Consider the following 17,930-nt stretch of genomic DNA (forward strand, 5'->3'; position numbering starts at 1 on the left):
GAGCACTTGACTCATGTCTCGCCGATCTTGTCCGCCTGGATTCAGTGATCCTGTGAAGACAACTCGCAGTTCGAATGCCGCTGGGATTACATTCACCCATGTAACACATCTCAGCATCAACTCGTCACACGGTGAGTCTTCTCGACGAACTTCAGGTCGTCTCCCTTTGGTCAAACGAAAACGGAATCTCCTATGAAATCGACGTCATTGCTCTTGATATCGCAGAGCGTCCCGTTCTCGCCCCCGTCCCGCTCAGAGAAAGACTCAGGTCGCGTGACCTGACACGAACAGGGTTGCCGCAACGGCAGCCCGACGAGTGAGACTCCTCATCACGAATGCAGATGAAACTACAAGGTTTTAAGCACCCGAGGTCGTGGGTTCGAATCCCATCGGCTCCACTCGGACATAGGTCACATCACTGACACATGTAGATCATTCCTGCACCCGCAGGGACGGGTCCGGGGCCGTAGCTCAGTCTGGCAGAGCGCGTCAACGTTTCATCAAACTCTCGTCGTGATGAGGGGTCTTTTTATTCCCGTAGCAAGTGTCCCGCATTCCATAAATATCCATTCGCATCCTGCCAACGGCCCGGGGTCTCTTCCACAATCGGAAGTCAAACCGTTCCAGATACAGGACATCCACTTCACGACCCTACTTCCACGGGGGCTCAGCAAGTGCCACCGCTTCCGGAAGCTGAAAGGAATTTCATCATTCACACGCTCATTCCCACTTCCGAGGCGACCGCGATTCTTCCGACGGGGACGCAGACACCCCCCATTACGGTGATCGGGACGGACGCGATCCGGCAGACATTTGACGAGGGATGCCTGCAACAGGCGGTGAACTCGCGGCTGGCTCCTGGAGTGACGGACCTCGTCTTGAATCCAGACGCCCATGTGGGCTATGGAGCCCCCATCGGATGCGTGCTGGTGTCGCCGACACATGTTTATCCGGGGCCGGTCGGTGTGGACATCAAGTGTTCGATGAGCCTGCTGCAACTGAGTCTTCCTGCGGATCAGATCGTTGATCGATCCACCCGTCGCGCCCTGATCAATGCGATTTGTGAACGGACGCCGACGGGAACCGGGCGGGGACAACGACATGTGAAGAAATCCCGCATCGTCTATGAACAGCTCGGCAAGCAACTGCTGGTCGAAGGGGCTTCCGAGTCGGTCTGTCAGCAGCTTGGAATTCCTGCCGAGTGGGCTCGGCGTTGTGAAGACGCTCAGCACTTTGGACATGACGGAACCGCTTCCGCTCTGGGCGAGCGTCTGCAAACGCACCTTGACTCCGGCGGCCTCCCCACGTTCGAGAGGCAGATTCATCAGTTAGGTTCGTATGGTGGCGGGAATCATTTTGGTGAATGTGAAGTCGTTCAGGTGGAAGACCATGACCGCGCCCGACAGGCCGCCGACGTGTTTGGCCTGAAGGATCAGCATGTCGCATTCCTCTCTCATTGCGGATCGCGCGGGATCGGGCACACTCTCGCCAGTGGCCAGTTCAAGACGCTGCAGAGGAAATTTGAAAGCTGGAATATCCCGCTCCCCGGACAGGATCGGGAACTGGTTTACGCTCCACTGGGAACTCCCGAAGCGAACGCGTACCTGGATGACATGGCTCTGGGAGCCAACTTTGCCACACTGAACCACCTGTTGATCAACGCGCTGGTGCTGGAGGCGTTCCAGGAAGTGATTCCGGGCGTGACCGGACAGCTTGTCTATTTCATCAGTCATAACATTGTTCGACAGGAAGTTGTGAACAACCGCCTCTCCTGGGTTCACCGGAAAGGAGCGACTCGGGCCTTTCCGGCGGGACATCATGCACTGAAGGGGACGATGTATGAATCAACGGGTCATCCTATCCTGTTACCGGGGAACCCGCAGGCCGGTTCCAGTGTCATGGTTGCGGAACAAGGAGCGGCGTTGAGTTGTTACAGCGTGAATCATGGAGCAGGACGGGTACTGGGACGTAAGCGAGCCATCCGCGAACTGGACCAGCAAAGTATTGATCAGTCGTTTGACAACGAAGATATCCTGACGAACTGCCGTCTTTATCCCAAAGACGAAGCTCCGGCGGCGTATAAGAACTTTGACGAAGTGATCGAGTCTGTGAAAATGGCGGGACTGGCAACGGAAGTCGCCCGGCTGAAAGCACGGTTCGTGATCAAGGACGGCGATAAGGCGGATGATTAAATGACCGAGGCAATTTGTATTGACGGTTCTCTGGGGGAGGGGGGCGGGCAGATCGTCCGGTCATCCCTGACATTGTCGCTGGTGACCGGCCAACCTGTTGTCATTGAGAACATTCGCGCCGGGCGAGCGAAACCGGGATTGATGCGTCAGCACCTGACCGCCGTTCAGGCTGCAGCCCGCATCGGGAATGCCGAAGTGACAGGAGCCGAAGTGCGGTCTCGCTCGATCCGGTTTTCCCCTCAACGGATCACACCCGGAAACTATCACTTCAGCATTGGGACCGCAGGAAGCACGACACTCGTACTGCAGACGATCCTACCGGCCCTGATCATTGCAGACGGCCCTTCTACCGTGACTCTGGAAGGGGGAACGCACAATCAGTGGGCTCCACCGTTCGACTTCCTGCAGCACGCGTATCTCCCTCTGATCAACCGCATGGGGCCCCGAGTGTCTGTGGAACTGGAACGCTATGGGTTCTACCCCGCAGGAGGCGGGCGTTTGACGGTCTCGATCCAGCCCTCCGGCAGCTTGAATGGCTTTGACCTGATGGAGCGGGGCGAACTCAAAAAGCGATCGGCGATGGGGCTGGTCTCCAATCTGCCTCGACATATTGCTGAACGAGAAACACAGACCATCCTGAAAAAGATGAACTGGCCCGCTGACTCGGCTCAGGTGCTCGAGGTCACCGCGCACGGTCCTGGGAATATCGTCTACACGATGCTGGAATACGAACAGGTGACAGAAGTGACGACGGGATTCGGCCGCATCGGATCGAGCGCGGAAAATGTCGCCAGCGAAGTGATCCGCGATACCCGGAACTATCTCAAGAATGAAGCCCCGGTCGGTGAGCATCTGGCAGATCAGCTTTTGCTGCCTCTCGCCATCAGTGCCTGGCAATCAGGGACGCACCGCCGTGGTGGATCGTTCCGCACAAGTCCGCTGACCCGGCACTCGACGACTCATATGGAAGTCATTCGACGGATGATGGGGATTGAGATTGACGTGTCCCGCGACGAACGAACTCAGCAAACAACTGTGATTCTCCGGCCGAAATCCAGCGAAGATTGAGGTGTCGCATCCGACTGACATCAGGAGCGTTTCCGGAAGAAATGTCGGAGTATCTGGAGAAGCAGTGTCTTCACGCCGCCTGATACTGGAGGACATGGGACGACGAGCACTGCATGCCCGAGGACGGTCATACAGTGGCATTTGACTTTCATCGGTAGCGCGGGATGTCGGTGTCGGCCTCGCTTTTTGTTTTCGCATCTGCGATTTTGGTTTTGGCGAAGATGACTTGTCGTTTGCTCGACGCGTGGAAGAGTCCCCTTGAGATCGAGCGATGATTTTCGTTTTACCAGACGAGGTCCCTGGTATGAGACGCGGTGGTTTCAGCCTGATTGAGCTGCTGGTGGCAATCGTCATTATGGGATTGCTGCTGGCCATCGCGCTGCCTGCCATCCAGGCGTCACGTAAGGCCGCTCGGTCAACTCAGTGCCGTTCGCATCTGAAACAGATTGGTGCTGCACTCCACAATTACGAGTCGATTCATGGCGTGTTTCCCCCCTGTGTTTCTGACAGCGGAAGCTGGCACGTTTCGATTCTGCCCTTCATCGATCAGACGCCTCTTTACAATCTGGTGAATACGTCGGCGAGTGATCCGACGGCCGCGATCAACCACATACCGATCGAGATCTACTTCTGTCCGGCCGATGCCGCTCCACGTGTGTTCAAAGGGGATGTCGATTACGCAGCCACCAGTTATCTGGGGAATTCAGGAAGTGGCACGTCAAAATTGAATTATGACGGCGTGTTCCGGCATCTGGAGACGATTTTTCCCCAGTTCCCGGATGGTCCAGTCGGATTCGCTGAGATTACCGACGGGGCCTCCAGTACGGCCCTGGTATCGGAAGTCCTTCACTCGCTGGGCGGAAACTCGACGGAAGCGATCCGGATGGTCTTCAACACACCGCAGCGATATCCGTTCGAGGAACGAGAGGCATTTCTCGCGGAATGTGCTTCGATTCCTGCGAATGCGTGGCAGCAGGGATGGCGTGGATCGAATCTTGCGCATGGCTGGCGGTGGACGCAGGGGAGTATTGGGTATTCCACCTATAACCACGCCTTGCCCCCGATGCAGCCAAGCTGTTTCAACCGAAGCGATGTCCAGACGGGAATCTATACGGCAGCCAGCCACCATCGGTCGAGCGTCCACGTCGTCTACTGTGATGGCCACGTGGGGACTGTTTCACCCGCCGTCGACGCCGCGTTGTGGCGGCAGGCGGGTTCCCGGAACGATTTCGAAACCCAGGATCTTTTCGCAGCCCCGGATCTTTAGGCGCCGCTACAGGAGATGAGGATGCCGACCCCTTGGCGAGAGTGCACTTCAGGATGACAGGTCGAGAAAACATGCTGTCCAGGCGGGCTCTCTCCACCGCCATGATTGTGATCGGGATGGTGGTCCTGCTCGTTATCTATTTGCTCCGTCCTCCGCTGCCACAAGTCGATTATTCGGCTGCGGACGAAAACGACAGCGCGATTGACGTCGATCTTGTGTTCTGCCTGCCAACACAGGACCGCAGCCTCGTTCCTGAAACAGAAATCCCGCAGAGTTTTGTTCCAGGAACGAGGCTCTGTTTTCAAGGAACCGTCGAGCGAGAGCCGAATGCGCCCCTGCTGCCAATCATTCTTTCGATGTATCAGGATCGTCACGGAAAGCCTCCGGTCATTTGCGCATCAGGTATGGGGACGCCGGAAGAACCCTCGGGGGAGGTCCAGATTTTTACCAACGCACCTTTAGAACCGGGCACCTATCGACTCGAAGCAGAATGGTTTGGTGGCGGCAACTTCGTCGCTCGGGCAACGGTGAAAGTCATCGCGGATCAAGGCAAACGGAGGTAATCTCTTCGATCGCAGGAAGCATCGATGGATAACGTCAAGTTGGACGAACCCCTCATTGTGTTGACATTGCGGGCCTGGAATTTCGAGTCTGGTTCGCACAGCAGCTTCTCGTACGGAAAGAGTACCCAATGGAATAGATAGTCTTCCCGGTAGAGCAATGGACCTGCCCAGCGGAATGGATACGAATCAGGGACCCATTCATCAAAAGGATCGCCTCATGCAACGCCCGGACAATGCGAGGATCTGGAGTTACGCAACACATGGCTCTGAACGGGTGTTGGTTCCGGAGGGAGCGGCTGAGCAGGATTTTGCTGACGGAACGGAAATTGTCCCCCGTCTGTATGCCTATCTCGCTGCGACAGAGACAACGTTATTGAGATTCGTCGCCCTAAGATTAATCGCGCTTGGGACGCCCGAAGTTGGGGCTTTCGAGGGAAACTTGCAGTCGTACTGCACCATCCCAGGGACGGTGTATGTGGATGATCCGCCGCTTTATTTGGAAAGAGACTGGGAAGGACCTGACGCCGTGCGAGGATGCGTGCGAGAATTGGAGGTCGAAGGTCTTATTCGCGTAGGTCGTCCCGATCCAATCCCTGACGAGGAAGGAGTACTCAATTTACCGCAAGACTGGTCCACCGAGGAGAGCATTCATTTTTGCGTGACTGAGAAAGGCGCTGCTGAGTGGCTGCACATTGAGAAGGATATCTTGAATGCTGAGTTTAATGTCTTTGGATGGTCCGACTACGGGTACGTTTGCGTGTCCACGCGTCCTCCATGTGATTGTCTATATCTTATAACCGAATGCAGTTTATTTAGTTGCGCAGAAAGCGGCCCAAAGCAATGTCGGCCCGATTATGTGCCGAAGTGGCGTGGATCGTGGTGGCGACCGATTGTTCCTGGTTATGTGACACTGTGTCCGGTGGGCAAATCAGTTGTGGATCCAGTGTATTCGCTCCCGATCAGTTGATAAAGGTGCCGGCGCAGACTTCGAAGGTGACAAGCGAGACGTGGAGAAATCGCGCGTAGAGAACCATATCTGCTGTTTCCCCAGTGCCGCCGTTCCCAACGATCTGGGGTGGTGCCGGGTACTTCACAACTCGGGTTGCCTACGAGTTATACATGTTATCACAGGATTTATACCGGGCATATAAGGCGCGTTAGAAAATGAGTGGAAGACGATACGTCAATACAGAAATACTGTTTATTGTTCTAATCTGCACGGTTCTCGGGCATTTCTTCTTACAGTTTCGTCAAATCGCAATGGCTGTCGTCGCATCGGCAATAATATTCTTTTGTGCGATCTTAGAGATTTGGTCCAGAATCGGGCGGCGTTGAGTGAAGTCGCGAAATGATACCGGGGTCACATGAAGTCACCAGCATGGGAGAGACACGTGGGACAAATGGACGTCTTTCATGCGGTGCCTCTTTCGACCTTAGAAACAGTTTCAAAACCCCCTTCTGCAAAATTTGCCGATTGAATTCTGTTTGAAGAGCCAGATGCAGCAGTAATCGTGTATCGGGATTTGAAACTGCTTCTACCTCATCCTCGCTCGTGGTTCTGCTCAGTGGGATAAAGCGTTGCCTCGACGGTGTCGGAATCGATCTTTGTGAGCGAGATGCCAGAACGTTTTCGTAAAGCGTGCTCAAGAGACCCACGCACAACCAGATGCCTGCATCAGTCAATTCCATTCGTTTGGAGAGGCAGGTCGCTGTGTCCTGGTCTTATCTTCTGCATCTAACGTGTTGAGCGATGGTTGGATCAATTCTGTGCTTCTCAACAAACGAACACGTTGTCTTCCTCGTGTTCTGGCAATTCGTAGATTTTACACGGAAGGGAGTGCTCTTCGGTCAGGGCAACGAATGCACGAATCATGGCGGCGTGTGAATCAATTTCGCCCTCATACAATTCCTTCTCGAGAATTGGGGAGTTGCTTGAAATGGAGTTGCGAACGTCACCTATGCTTCGCCCCGTCGCCTTGTGGAGACGAAAAATCACGTCAGCGTGGTTTGCAGTGGGGTCCAGCAAGACGACGATCTTTGACATGACCACTCCTTCAGTCCGTTCCACATCCTGTTGCTGGCTGGGAGCCCTGCCTGATTGCCGAAGAGTGTTATTGGAATGTTGCTATCAAAGAAGCTCGGGCAATGGTTCGTAGATCGGGTCGACCAGATACTGCGGGCGGCCGGTCAGGTCGGGCAATAGCGTCTGTGTCGTATCGATTCCCAGGTTGCGGTAGAGCGTGGCAAAGACTTCCTGGAAATGGACGGGGCGTTCCTTGGGGTGCTCGCCCAGCCGGTTGGTTGAACCGATGACCTGTCCCGTGCGCATGCCGCCCCCGGCCAGCCAGGCGCAGTTGACTTGCGGCCAGTGATCCCGTCCCCCGTTTTTATTGATGACGGGTGTTCGGCCAAACTCGCCCCAGACAATCACGGAGACGTCCTGATCGAGGCCGCGCTCGTGAAGGTCGTCGAGCAGGGCACTCAGACCCTGATCAAAAACGGGCAGATGGTCACGGGCATTTTCAAAATTTGTTCCATGAGGGCGACCGTGCCAGTCCCAGCGGCCGTAGGCGAGCGTCACGACACGGGCTCCTGCTTCGACCAGTCGGCGTGCCGCCAGCAGATAGTCGTTCATGAGTGGCCCGGCATCGCCGTAGCCCGCGTTTTCCGGTGCGCCTCGACCGTAGCGATCTCGAATTTCGGGATCTTCCTGTTCCAGATCAAGGGCATCGACCAGTTTGCTGGAGGTCAGGATGCCAAACGCGGCCTGGTACTGGGCTTCGAGTCCATCCAGTGCGCCGCTGGTTTCTGCTTCGTGCTTGAGGCGGTCGAGTTCATTCAGCAGGAGTTTGCGGTTACGCAGACTCTCGACGCTGATCCCTGCCAAGCCGAGCTGTGCCTGTTCGGCATTCGGAGCGAACGGGGCATGGGCCTGTCCGGCGAAGCCTGCCTGGCCGGGGTCCCCCCACGGTGCGTTCCGCATCCGTGTCGACAGCCCGACGAAGGGGAGGGTCCCCGGTTCGACGGGGCCTTGAATGCGGGAGACGGCTGATCCAAACGACGGCCATCCCCCGGCCGGTTGTCCGAGAACGCTATGTCCGGTCATACACTGAAAGGCAGCGTGTCTCCCTTCGGAACCGACCAGCGAGCGAATGATCGACATCCGATCCTGCCGCTGAGCCAGCATCGGAAGGAGTTCACAGACTTCGATGCCGGGGACATTGGTGGCGATCGGTTTGAACTCGCCCCGAATCTCGACGGGAGCATCCGTTTTCAGGTCGACCATGTCCTGATGTGGCGGACCGCCCGAGAGGAAGACCATGATGACCGATTTGTGTGAGCGTTTTCCGCTGAGCGACTCGGCACGCAAGAGATCGGGAAGGCTGATGCCCCCCATGGCCAGTCCGCCAATCTTGAGAAGCGACCGACGACTGAGGCCGTCACACAAACGGTGCTGTTTTCCCAGTAGGTTCAACATAGGGCGGGCTTCCTCGCTCAACATATCAACAATGACCGAAGTGACAGCCTACGAAGTTTACCGGCCGCATGTCTACAGCGAATCGGGAAGCGTTCCCCGGGCATTGCGAGGGATCTGGCGCTGATTAACGGTGGGAATACTCGTCCAGCCAGGCCTGGAACATCAGGACGTCCCAAAGGAGATAACTCCAGTCGGCCCCACGGAGATGATCTTCCCAGCGTTCCCGGATCACTCGCGGGTTAAGGAAACCTTCCTCGCTTAAGCGGGTTTCGTTGATCAGCTTTTCGACCCAGTCGCGCAGGGGACCACGTAGCCAGTCGCCGATCGGGACACCGAAGCCGACTTTGGGGCGTTCGAACAGTTCGCGAGGGACGTATTTCGCCAGCACATCCCGCAAGATCCGTTTTCCCTGACCGGCTTGCACCTTGAATTCGTGGGGGAGCGTCCAGGCAAACTCGACGACGCGGTGGTCGAGCAACGGGGTGCGTGCTTCGAGTGAGACCCCCATGCTGGCACGATCGACTTTCGTCAGGATGTCGCCGGGGAGATAGGTGAGAGTGTCATAAGCCTGCCAGTCCTGCTGCAGCTGTGCAGGCGATTCGGCAGGAAAGGGGGGATTGTCAGGTTCATCACGAATGATCGACCGGGAGGAAGGGGAGGGGACTTGTCGGGAGATTCCTCTGACGGCACCGTCGGCATCCCGCCAGTGCGACATGTTTCGCAGGTAGCGGTCGTGGGGGCCGGTCTCGGAAAGGACATCGACCGTTCTTGAAAGCAGTCGCTGCACTCGTCCCCAGGAGAGGTTCGCGGCGACTCGTCCCGTGTGGCTGAGACTCGCACGGACCCAGGGAGGAAGTTTCCGTAATCTCTCTGCGATCCGGGCTGCCCGACTGCGTGAACCAGTCGACTGAGCCGAAAAGTCGTCGAGCGCTTCGAAGTAGCGGCGGTAACCGCAGAATAACTCGTCTCCGCCGTCCCCCGTCAGCGCGACAGTGACATGCTGTCGTGCGAGGCGGCTGACGAGATAGGTCGGAATTTCGGAGGAGTCGCCGAACGGTTCGTCGTACAGTTTCGGTAAGAGGGGGATGACGTCGCGCGCTGCGGTCGAGGTGACCATCATTTCCGTGTGGTCGGTCTTGAGATGCCGCGCGACTGCGGCAGCGTAGGGGGCTTCATTGTAGGATTCGACGTCAAAACCGATCGTGAACGTCTTGATGGGCCGGGACGAGCACTTCTGCATCAACGCGACGACCAGCGAGGAATCAATGCCGCCCGAAAGGAATGCACCCAGCGGGACGTCAGCGACCATGCGTCGCTGGACGGCGTCGGTCAGCAGTTCATCCAGTTTGTCGACCGCCTCCGCATAAGAACCCGTGAAGGGGTGACTCTGCCCCTGGCTTCGCACCTGTCGGAAGTCCCAGTACCGTGTCGGTTCGGGCAGAGTTGCGGAGGGGAGCGTGTCGCGGTCTGGCCGGAGAGTCAGCAGGGTCCCCGGTGGAAGGGGGATCACGTCCTCGTAGATCGACTGGTTCGAAAGGTACGACTGTCGCAGAAATTCGTTCAGTGCCTCGCGGTTCACGGAGGCCTGAAAGTCAGGGTGCGCCCGCAGGGCCTTCAGTTCCGAGCCGAACAGAATCGAAAAACCAGCAGGTTTCGCTGAGGTTTCTGCCGTTGTCGCCGTCGGTCTATCCGCGATTCGGGGCGTCGGACGTTGTGGAAACCGGCCGTAGTAGAGGGGCTTCTTTCCCAGGCGATCCCGGATCAGGGTCAATTCGCCCGATTGAGTGTCCCAGAGGGAGATCGCGAACATGCCGACGGAGCGCTCGATCGTGGGGCGGATTCCCCACGCCGCGATTCCTTCCAAGAGCACTTCGGTGTCGGACCGGCCTCGGAAGGTGCGGCCACACGTGGTCAGTTCGGCCCGTAGTTCGTCGTGGTTATAGATTTCTCCATTAAAGGCGATGATGAATCGCCCGCATGAGGAGGTCATCGGCTGACGACCGCAGGGAGAAAGATCGACGATGGAGAGGCGGCGAAACCCCAGGGCGACCCCGGCAGCGGGGTCGCACCAGGTTCCTTGATCGTCAGGTCCGCGATGATGCAGGGTTTCGGCCATGGTGCCGACGATCGCCTGCATTCTGTTGGCAGACAGGTGGTTTGGTGAGGTGAGAAACCCGGTGAGACCACACATCGTAATTCGGTCAATCCGAAGTCAAGAGGGAAGGTGATGTCAGGACCGGGTGTCTGCTCGGCTGATCAGGCCGCTCGTCGCTGTTCGATCGGATACGTCGGGGTATCGAAGTTCCAGGTTCGGCGGATGGCGTAACTGGTCTGGTTCTGGGCCGCGAAGTAGATACGTGAGCAAAGTTCTCCCAGCATCCCGAAGAACAGGAACTGCATCCCCATCATGGCCGACATGGCCGTCAGCAGGAACAGGGGGTTGCCGGTCATGTCGACGTCTGCCCGCAGCTTCATGCCGATGGTCGCCATACCGGCCATGATGCTGACGAGCCAGCAGACGAGGCCCATTGTACCGAACAATTTCATCGGGCTGACCGCGAACTGGATGAAATACTTCACCGTCATCAGGTCGAGCAGGACCCGGGTGGTGCGGGAAATGCCGTATTTGGAGACACCGAACCGGCGGGGGTGATGTGTCGTCACAACTTCCACGCAGCGGGCGCCGCGCCAATGGGCCAGAATCGGGATGAAGCGGTGCATCTCTCCATAGAGGTGCAATTCATGAGCGATTTCACGCTTCATGGCTTTCAGGGAACATCCCAGGTCGTGGACGGGGAAGCCGGTGACACGGGAAATCAGCCAGTTGGCGATTCGCGAGGGGAGTTTCCGGTTCAGGAAGGCGTCCTGCCGGTTCTTTCGCCAGCCGTGGACCAGATCGTAGCCTTCGTCGAGCTTCTCGAGCATCATGGGAATATCGGTGGGGTCGTTTTGCAGGTCCCCGTCGAGCAGTACCACGTTCTCCATGGATGCGGCTTGCATCCCCGCCTCCATGGCCGCTGTTTGCCCGTAGTTCTTCCGAAACTCGATGACTTTCACGGCGGCGTCTTTGAGTGCCAGTTGCTCCAGCCGCTGGGCAGAGCCGTCCTTTGAGCCGTCGTTGACGAGGATCAGCTCGTAGGGGCGAGCCAGTTGCCGCATGACCTTCGTCACGGCCTCATACAACAGGGGAATATTGTCGGCCTCATTATAAATGGGCACAATCACAGACACGCTCATGCGGGCCTTCCTTGCCTACGTCACAATTGCGAGAGGGATTTCGCAGTTGCGAGATTCCGTGTGCTCAATCGACGAACCGATCCCATGTTGAGCGAAGAGGTGGCGACTCACGTCACATCAAGAAGCCGCAGAGAGTTTCCGCGGTGACGGAATTTTTTCACAAACTCGTAATCAGGTCCAGATGAATCAAGGAAGGGGTGACGTGCATCGACCTGCATCTAAGAGGTGAAGGGGTAGGCAGAAAAGCGAGGCGAAAAATATTCGTACGGGTGGATTTGAAAAACGACTTGAAACTGCGCGAGAAAGTCTCTAGCATCCTTCCCTCCAAAGACGAAACCTACATGCGGTTTCGCTGAGGGCGTATAGCTCAGTTGGTTAGAGCGCAGCTCTGATAAAGCTGAGGTCCGTGGTTCGAATCCACGTACGCCCACTGAAGGGGATGTAGCTCAATTGGGAGAGCGCCGGCTTTGCAAGCCGGAGGTTGCCGGTTCGACCCCGGTCGTCTCCATCTTACAACTTCCGGCAGCGAAAGCTGCCAGGACTGTTGTGAGGCAGTGGGATGGGTCTCATTTCGACAGAAATGAGTGAGTCTCCCAGGGAAATAAAAAACTCGAAAAAAGATGAGCCGGACAGTTGACGGCAAGTCGAAACGAGAATAAGATCTCCCTCCCGCGACGCCGACAGCAAATGCTGAAAACGACGCAACGATATTTGACAACTCGGTTTAAGCGATAAGAGCTTGGTGTTCTTGTTGTGTTGTTTCTCACGCACGAATGGTGTGCGGGCGACACAAATTTCAAGATTCTAAAACCAAGTGGTCAAGTTATTAAGGGTGTGTGGAGGATGTCTCGGTGCCAAGAGGCGATGAAAGGCGTGGAAGACTGCGATAAGCCTGGGGAAGCTGTCAAACAAGCTCTGATCCCGGGATTCCTGAATGATTGCATGCTGAATTCATAGGCATGCAAGGCAAACCCAGGGAACTGAAACATCTAAGTACCTGGTGGAAAAGAAAGAAATTTCGATTTCCTGAGTAGCGGCGAGCGAAACGGAAATAGCCCAAACCATGAACTTCGGTTTGTGGGGTTGCGGGGCCAGACTTTCGAGAATTGAATGCTAGAAGAACTTGCTGGAAAGCGAGGCCACAGAGGGTGACAGCCCCGTATTCGAAAGTAATTCAGTTTTTTGTCTGGTACCCAAGTAGGTCCAGTCACGTGGAACCTGGACTGAATCCGGGAGGCCCATCTCCCAAGGCTAAATACTCCTTGGCAACCGATAGTTAACAAGTAGCGCGAGCGAAAGATGAGAAGAACCCCTGTAGGGGAGGATGGTGAACCTGAAACCACACACTTACAAGCTGTCGGAGCCCCTTACGTGGGTGACGGCGTGCCTATTGAATAATGACCCAGCGAGTTACTGTCATCGGCTCGATTAAGGCCTTCAGGGCCGTAGTCTCAGGGAAACCGAGTCTGAATAGGGCGTATTTGTCGGTGGCGGTAGACGCGAACCCAGGTGAACTACCCATGGGCAGGTTGAAGCGCGGGTAATACTGCGTGGAGGACCGAACCCACTAATGTTGAAAAATTAGGGGATGACCTGTGGGGAGGAGTAAAAGTCTAATCAAACCTGGAGATAGCTCGTTCTCTCCGAAATAACTTTAGGGTTAGCGTCGGTATTTTTCGATGTGGGGGTAGAGAGACTGAATTGGCATGGGGGGCTACCCGCCTACCCAGCCTAACCAAACTCCGAATACCATATCGAATACCCGGCAGTTAGTCCGTGAGGGAGAAGCTTCACGGTCGAGAGGGAAACAACCCAGATCGCCTGCTAAGGTCCCAAAGTTTTGCTAAGTCACAAAGGACATTAGGATACTGTGACAGCCGGGATGTTGGCTTAGAAGCAGCCACCATTTAAAAAGTGCGTAATAGCTTACCGGTCGAGTGTTCTAGTGCCGACAATGATCGGGAGTTAAGCAAAACGCCGAAGCAGCGGATTCGCGTAAGCGAGTGGTAGGAGAGCGTTCCAACACAGTTCAAGCTGTACCGAGAGGAGCAGTAGCGGGTGTTGGAAGTGTTTATGCTGGGATGAGTAACGATAAAACAGGTGAGAATCCTGTTCGCCGAAAGCCTAAGGTTTCCTGGGGAAGGTAATTCCGCCCAGGGTTAGTCGGCCCCTTAGTTCAGGCCGAAAGGCGTAGACGATGGAGAGCAGGTTAATATTCCTGCACCGATGTGTGGGCGATGTGGGGACGTTGTGTGAATGGGCGTCGGGCGGTTAGAAGTGCCCGTGGGGAAACCCCGAGTCCTTGTTGACGAAGCGAACTGAAGCACAATCAAGAAAAGCCACTAAGATCAAAGCACACGACCGTACTAAAACTGACACAGGTAGGCGAGGCGAGTAGCCTCAGGCGCTCGGGAGAATGCTGGTTAAGGAACTCTGCAAATTGACCCCGTAAGTTCGCGAGAAGGGGTGCCCATTTCGGTGGGCCACAGATAATCGGCTCTAGCGACTGTTTACTAAAAACACAGGACTCTGCTAACTCGTAAGAGGACGTATAGAGTCTGACGCTTGCTCGGTGTCGGTAGGTTAAGGAAGAGGGTCAAGGTTTTGCCTGAAGCCCGCAACCGAAGCCCCGATAAACGGCGGCCGTAACTATGACGGTCCTAAGGTAGCGAAATTCCTTGTCGGGTAAGTTCCGACCTGCATGAATAGCGTAACGACTGGAGCACTGTCTCAACCAGCAACCCGGTGAAATTGCAGTTGTGGTGAGGATACCACGTACCCGCAGCTAGACGGAAAGACCCCATGAACCTTTACTGTAGGCTGATATTGGCTTTAGACAGTTCTTGTGTAGGATAGGTGGGAGGCGATGAGGCCGGCACGCTAGTGTCGGTGGAGCCAACGTTGAAATACCACCCTGGGCCTGTTTGGAGTCTAACACTGATCCATGAATCTGGATGGTGAACAGTGTCAGTTGGGCAGTTTGACTGGGGCGGTCTCCTCCCAAAGAGTAACGGAGGAGTTCAAAGGTACACTCAGCCTGGTTGGCAATCAGGCGAAGAGCGCAAGGGTAGAAGTGTGCTTGACTGCGAGACCTATAAGTCGAGCAGAGACGAAAGTCGGACCTAGTGATCCGGCGGTTCCGAATGGAAGGGCCGTCGCTCAACAGATAAAAGGTACTCTGGGGATAACAGGCTGATCACGCCCGAGCGTCCATAGCGGCGGCGTGGTTTGGCACCTCGATGTCGGCTCATCACATCCTGGGGGTGGAGAAGCTCCCAAGGGTTCGGCTGTTCGCCGATTAAAGTGGTACGTGAGCTGGGTTTAAACCGTCGTGAGACAGGTTGGTCCCTATCTGCTGTGGGCGTACGAAACTTGAGGGGTTTTCTCTTTAGTACGAGAGGATTTGGAGGGACGAACCTCTGGTGTTTCTGCTGTCACGCTAGTGGCACTGCAGGGTAGCTAAGTTCGGTCGGGATAAGCGCTGAAAGCATATAAGCGCGAAGCCTCTCCCAAGATTAGGTTTCGATGGAGAAATCCTGAAGTCCCCTGGAAGACGACCAGGTTGATAGGTCGGAGATGTAAGGCGAGTAATCGTCTCAGTTGACCGATACTAATGGACGACAACTTGACCACTTTGTTCTAGAATCTTGCCAGCTCTTATCGCATAAACTTTGTTATCACTGAGGTGAAAGCCTCTGAGAAATAAAGTCCGGTGACCATACGCAAGAGGAAACACACGTTCCCATTCCGAACACGACCGTTAAGCTCTTGTGGCCGATGATAGTGCTTACAAGCGTGAAAGTAGGTTATTGCCGGGCGTTTTACAAGAAAAAGACCCATGAGCTTGCTCGTGGGTCTTTTTTTACGTACCTGCACAAATTCCGTTGCCCGCTGTTGGCATACCTCGACGGCTGGAACGAAAGGGGAGCGGAGAGGTTCGGTGCATAGGATGGGTTTTTCGGTGTCAGAGAGCTTCCACCTTTGGTTTTTCGATGGCTGGCAAGGTTCTTGCCCGGTCGCTGGAACGGGTGCCGACCTTCTGAGTTTGGTGACGAGGGACTCTGAATTGTGACCTCGGATTGAAACCGTCAAGCCGCGAGAGTCCAGTTAGCGTCTGGGGCGGGGGATCCGTTTCGGCGGGATACCGTTTTCCGGGTGTTTGCCGGGTGTTTTCCGGGTTCCGCTGAATGAGAAATGCATTCTTCCCATCTTGGGGGAAGTGGATTGCTTCTCTATACTTCCGTTGCACTTGAACCAGAGATGACAAGGGTGTGTCCTCCTGTCGGCGGATCACCCTTTGCGGGTCTTTTAGAATAGAGTTGGAGCGTTGCGAGATGTCGGAACCGGTGAAGCGAAGCCATATTGAAGAGATCAAGGAAGGGAGCCGTCAGTTAAGAGGGACTCTGGCTGAGGAATTGCTGCACGATCGCGAGTTCGGGAAAGATTCCGAGCAGGTGATGAAGAATCACGGCATCTATCAGCAGGACGACCGCGATTCCCGGAAAGCCAAGAATCCTGACGGGACGGCGAAGGGCAAGCAGTACATCTTTATGGTGCGAACCCGAATTCCGGGGGGGAAGGTTTCGGCCCAGCAGTTCCTGGATCATCTCGACATCTGTGACGAACTGGGGAACGGAACGCTCCGCGTGACCACTCGTCAGGGCTTTCAGCTCCACGGTGTGATCAAGAAAAATCTGAAAGCAGCAGTCAAAAGAATTAATCAGACCCTGCTCACCACGCTCGCGGCCTGCGGTGATGTTGAGCGAAATGTGATGTGCTGTCCCGCACCGATCAAGAACAGCCCCGTTCATGATCAGATGCAGGCAATGGCCGATGCGATTGCCGAGCACCTCAAGCCGCGGACGACCGCCTACCATGAGATCTGGTTGACGGATGAATCGGGCGAGAAGACGAATGTCGCCGAGTTCACCCCTGTGGATGAACCGATTTACGGAAAGGTGTATCTCCCGCGGAAGTTCAAAACGGCGATCGCGCTGCCCGAAGACAATTGCATCGACGTTTATACGAATGATCTTGGCTTCCTCGCTGTGGTCGCGGGAGATCGGATTGTTGGTTACAACGTTCTGGTCGGCGGAGGACAGGGGAAAACTCCGAGTGCCGAGAAGACGTTCGTCGCGATTGCCCAGAAGCTCGCTTTTGTGCTGCCCGAGCAAGTGGTGGGCGTTGCGGAAGCGATCGTCAAGGTGCAGCGAGACTTCGGCAACCGTGAAGACCGCAAGGTTGCCCGGTTGAAATACACGCTCAACAACTACGGATTGGAATGGTTCAAAGCCAAAGTTGAAGAGTACTACGGGCAGAAGCTCCCCGCGCCGCATCCTGTGGAAGTGACTGATGTCGATGACCACATCGGCTGGCACGAGCAGGGAGATGGCAAACTGTTCCTCGGTATCAATATCGAGTGTGGACGGATCAAGGACGAGGGAGAGCGCCGGATCAAGACCGGGCTGCGGACGCTGATTGAGAAGTATCGCATGCCCACGCGGTTAACGGCGCTTCAGTCGGTGATCCTTTGCGATATTCGTCCGGAAGACCAGGCCGATATCGTGCGGATCCTGTTCGAGCACGGGATCAAGCAGGATCATGAACTGACCCTGCTGCGACGATACTCGATCGCCTGTCCCGCTTTTCCCACATGTGGTCTGTCGATTACGGAATCCGAGCGGGCGCTGCCAGGCATTATCGACGAACTGGAAGTCGAAATGGCGAAGCTCGGAATTCAGCACGACCGAATCGCGGTGCACATGACCGGGTGTCCCAACGGATGTGCCCGACCCTACACACCGGATATTGGTCTGGTCGGGAAGCAGGCTGGCGTGGGGGGAGCCGCAGGCAAGTACACGATCTACCTGGGTGGAAACGCCGAGGGGACCCGCCTGGCCTACATCTACAAAGACTCTGTCCCACAGGAAAAGGTCGCTTCGACTCTGGCTGTGACGCTCCGTCATTACAAAGCCAATCGGATCAATGGTGAAAGCTTCGGCGATTTCTGTCACCGACAGGGGCAGGCCGCCATGCAGGCTCTCGAGGTGGCAACACTCTAAAAGCGGTGTTGCCTCGTGAAGGACGGTACTCCCGATCTCTGATCCCGAGACCGTTTCGCTGTC

At 55.9% G+C, this 17,930-nt stretch carries 8 protein-coding genes, 2 tRNA genes and 2 rRNA genes; 9 read left to right on the top strand and 3 right to left on the bottom strand.

Annotated elements, in window-relative coordinates:
• Positions 1–674: 674 nt before the first annotated feature.
• From ACGY09_RS18400 to ACGY09_RS18415, 4 genes are all read left to right on the top strand, one after another.
• On the top strand, positions 675–2,192 hold the full coding sequence (locus tag ACGY09_RS18400) for an RtcB family protein (protein ID WP_397568882.1): 1,518 nt from the start codon (positions 675–677) through the stop codon (positions 2,190–2,192).
• On the top strand, positions 2,193–3,260 hold the full coding sequence (rtcA, locus tag ACGY09_RS18405; protein WP_397568883.1) for an RNA 3'-terminal phosphate cyclase: 1,068 nt from the start codon (positions 2,193–2,195) through the stop codon (positions 3,258–3,260).
• A 304-nt stretch (positions 3,261–3,564) separates the two neighbouring features.
• A complete protein-coding gene (locus ACGY09_RS18410; RefSeq protein WP_397568884.1) occupies positions 3,565–4,527 on the top strand; it encodes a DUF1559 domain-containing protein in 963 nt (320 codons plus the stop codon).
• Positions 4,528–4,598: 71 nt separating this feature from the next.
• Positions 4,599–5,090 carry a hypothetical protein gene (locus ACGY09_RS18415; protein WP_397568885.1) on the top strand — a complete coding sequence of 164 codons (492 nt, stop codon included), beginning with the start codon at positions 4,599–4,601 and terminating at the stop codon, positions 5,088–5,090.
• Between the two features lie 2,128 nt (positions 5,091–7,218).
• Here the strand turns inward: ACGY09_RS18415 and ACGY09_RS18420 are convergent.
• The 3 genes from ACGY09_RS18420 to ACGY09_RS18430 all read right to left on the bottom strand — a co-directional run bounded on the left by ACGY09_RS18420 (position 7,219) and on the right by ACGY09_RS18430 (position 11,805).
• On the bottom strand, positions 7,219–8,568 hold the full coding sequence (locus tag ACGY09_RS18420; protein ID WP_397568886.1) for a DUF1501 domain-containing protein: 1,350 nt from the start codon (positions 8,566–8,568) through the stop codon (positions 7,219–7,221).
• A gap of 124 nt (positions 8,569–8,692) precedes the next feature.
• Positions 8,693–10,759, bottom strand: a complete 2,067-nt coding sequence (asnB, locus tag ACGY09_RS18425; RefSeq protein WP_397568887.1) for an asparagine synthase (glutamine-hydrolyzing) — start codon at positions 10,757–10,759, stop codon at positions 8,693–8,695.
• A gap of 65 nt (positions 10,760–10,824) precedes the next feature.
• Positions 10,825–11,805: a glycosyltransferase family 2 protein gene (locus ACGY09_RS18430; protein ID WP_397568888.1), complete on the bottom strand. Its 981-nt coding sequence runs from the start codon at positions 11,803–11,805 to the stop codon at positions 10,825–10,827.
• Positions 11,806–12,161: 356 nt separating this feature from the next.
• Here ACGY09_RS18430 and ACGY09_RS18435 point away from each other — a divergent pair.
• From ACGY09_RS18435 to ACGY09_RS18455, 5 genes are all read left to right on the top strand, one after another.
• Positions 12,162–12,235 (top strand) — tRNA-Ile (locus ACGY09_RS18435).
• A gap of 5 nt (positions 12,236–12,240) precedes the next feature.
• Positions 12,241–12,313: transfer RNA gene (locus tag ACGY09_RS18440), tRNA-Ala, on the top strand.
• Positions 12,314–12,621: 308 nt separating this feature from the next.
• Positions 12,622–15,438, top strand: a 23S ribosomal RNA gene (locus ACGY09_RS18445).
• Positions 15,439–15,513: 75 nt separating this feature from the next.
• Positions 15,514–15,623 (top strand): 5S ribosomal RNA (rrf, locus tag ACGY09_RS18450).
• 516 nt (positions 15,624–16,139) lie between these two features.
• On the top strand, positions 16,140–17,867 hold the full coding sequence (locus ACGY09_RS18455) for an NADPH-dependent assimilatory sulfite reductase hemoprotein subunit (protein ID WP_397568889.1): 1,728 nt from the start codon (positions 16,140–16,142) through the stop codon (positions 17,865–17,867).
• Positions 17,868–17,930: the final 63 nt, after the last annotated feature.

It is taken from the genome of Schlesneria sphaerica, from assembly GCF_044336245.1.
Classification (GTDB): Bacteria; Planctomycetota; Planctomycetia; order Planctomycetales; family Planctomycetaceae; genus Schlesneria; species Schlesneria sphaerica.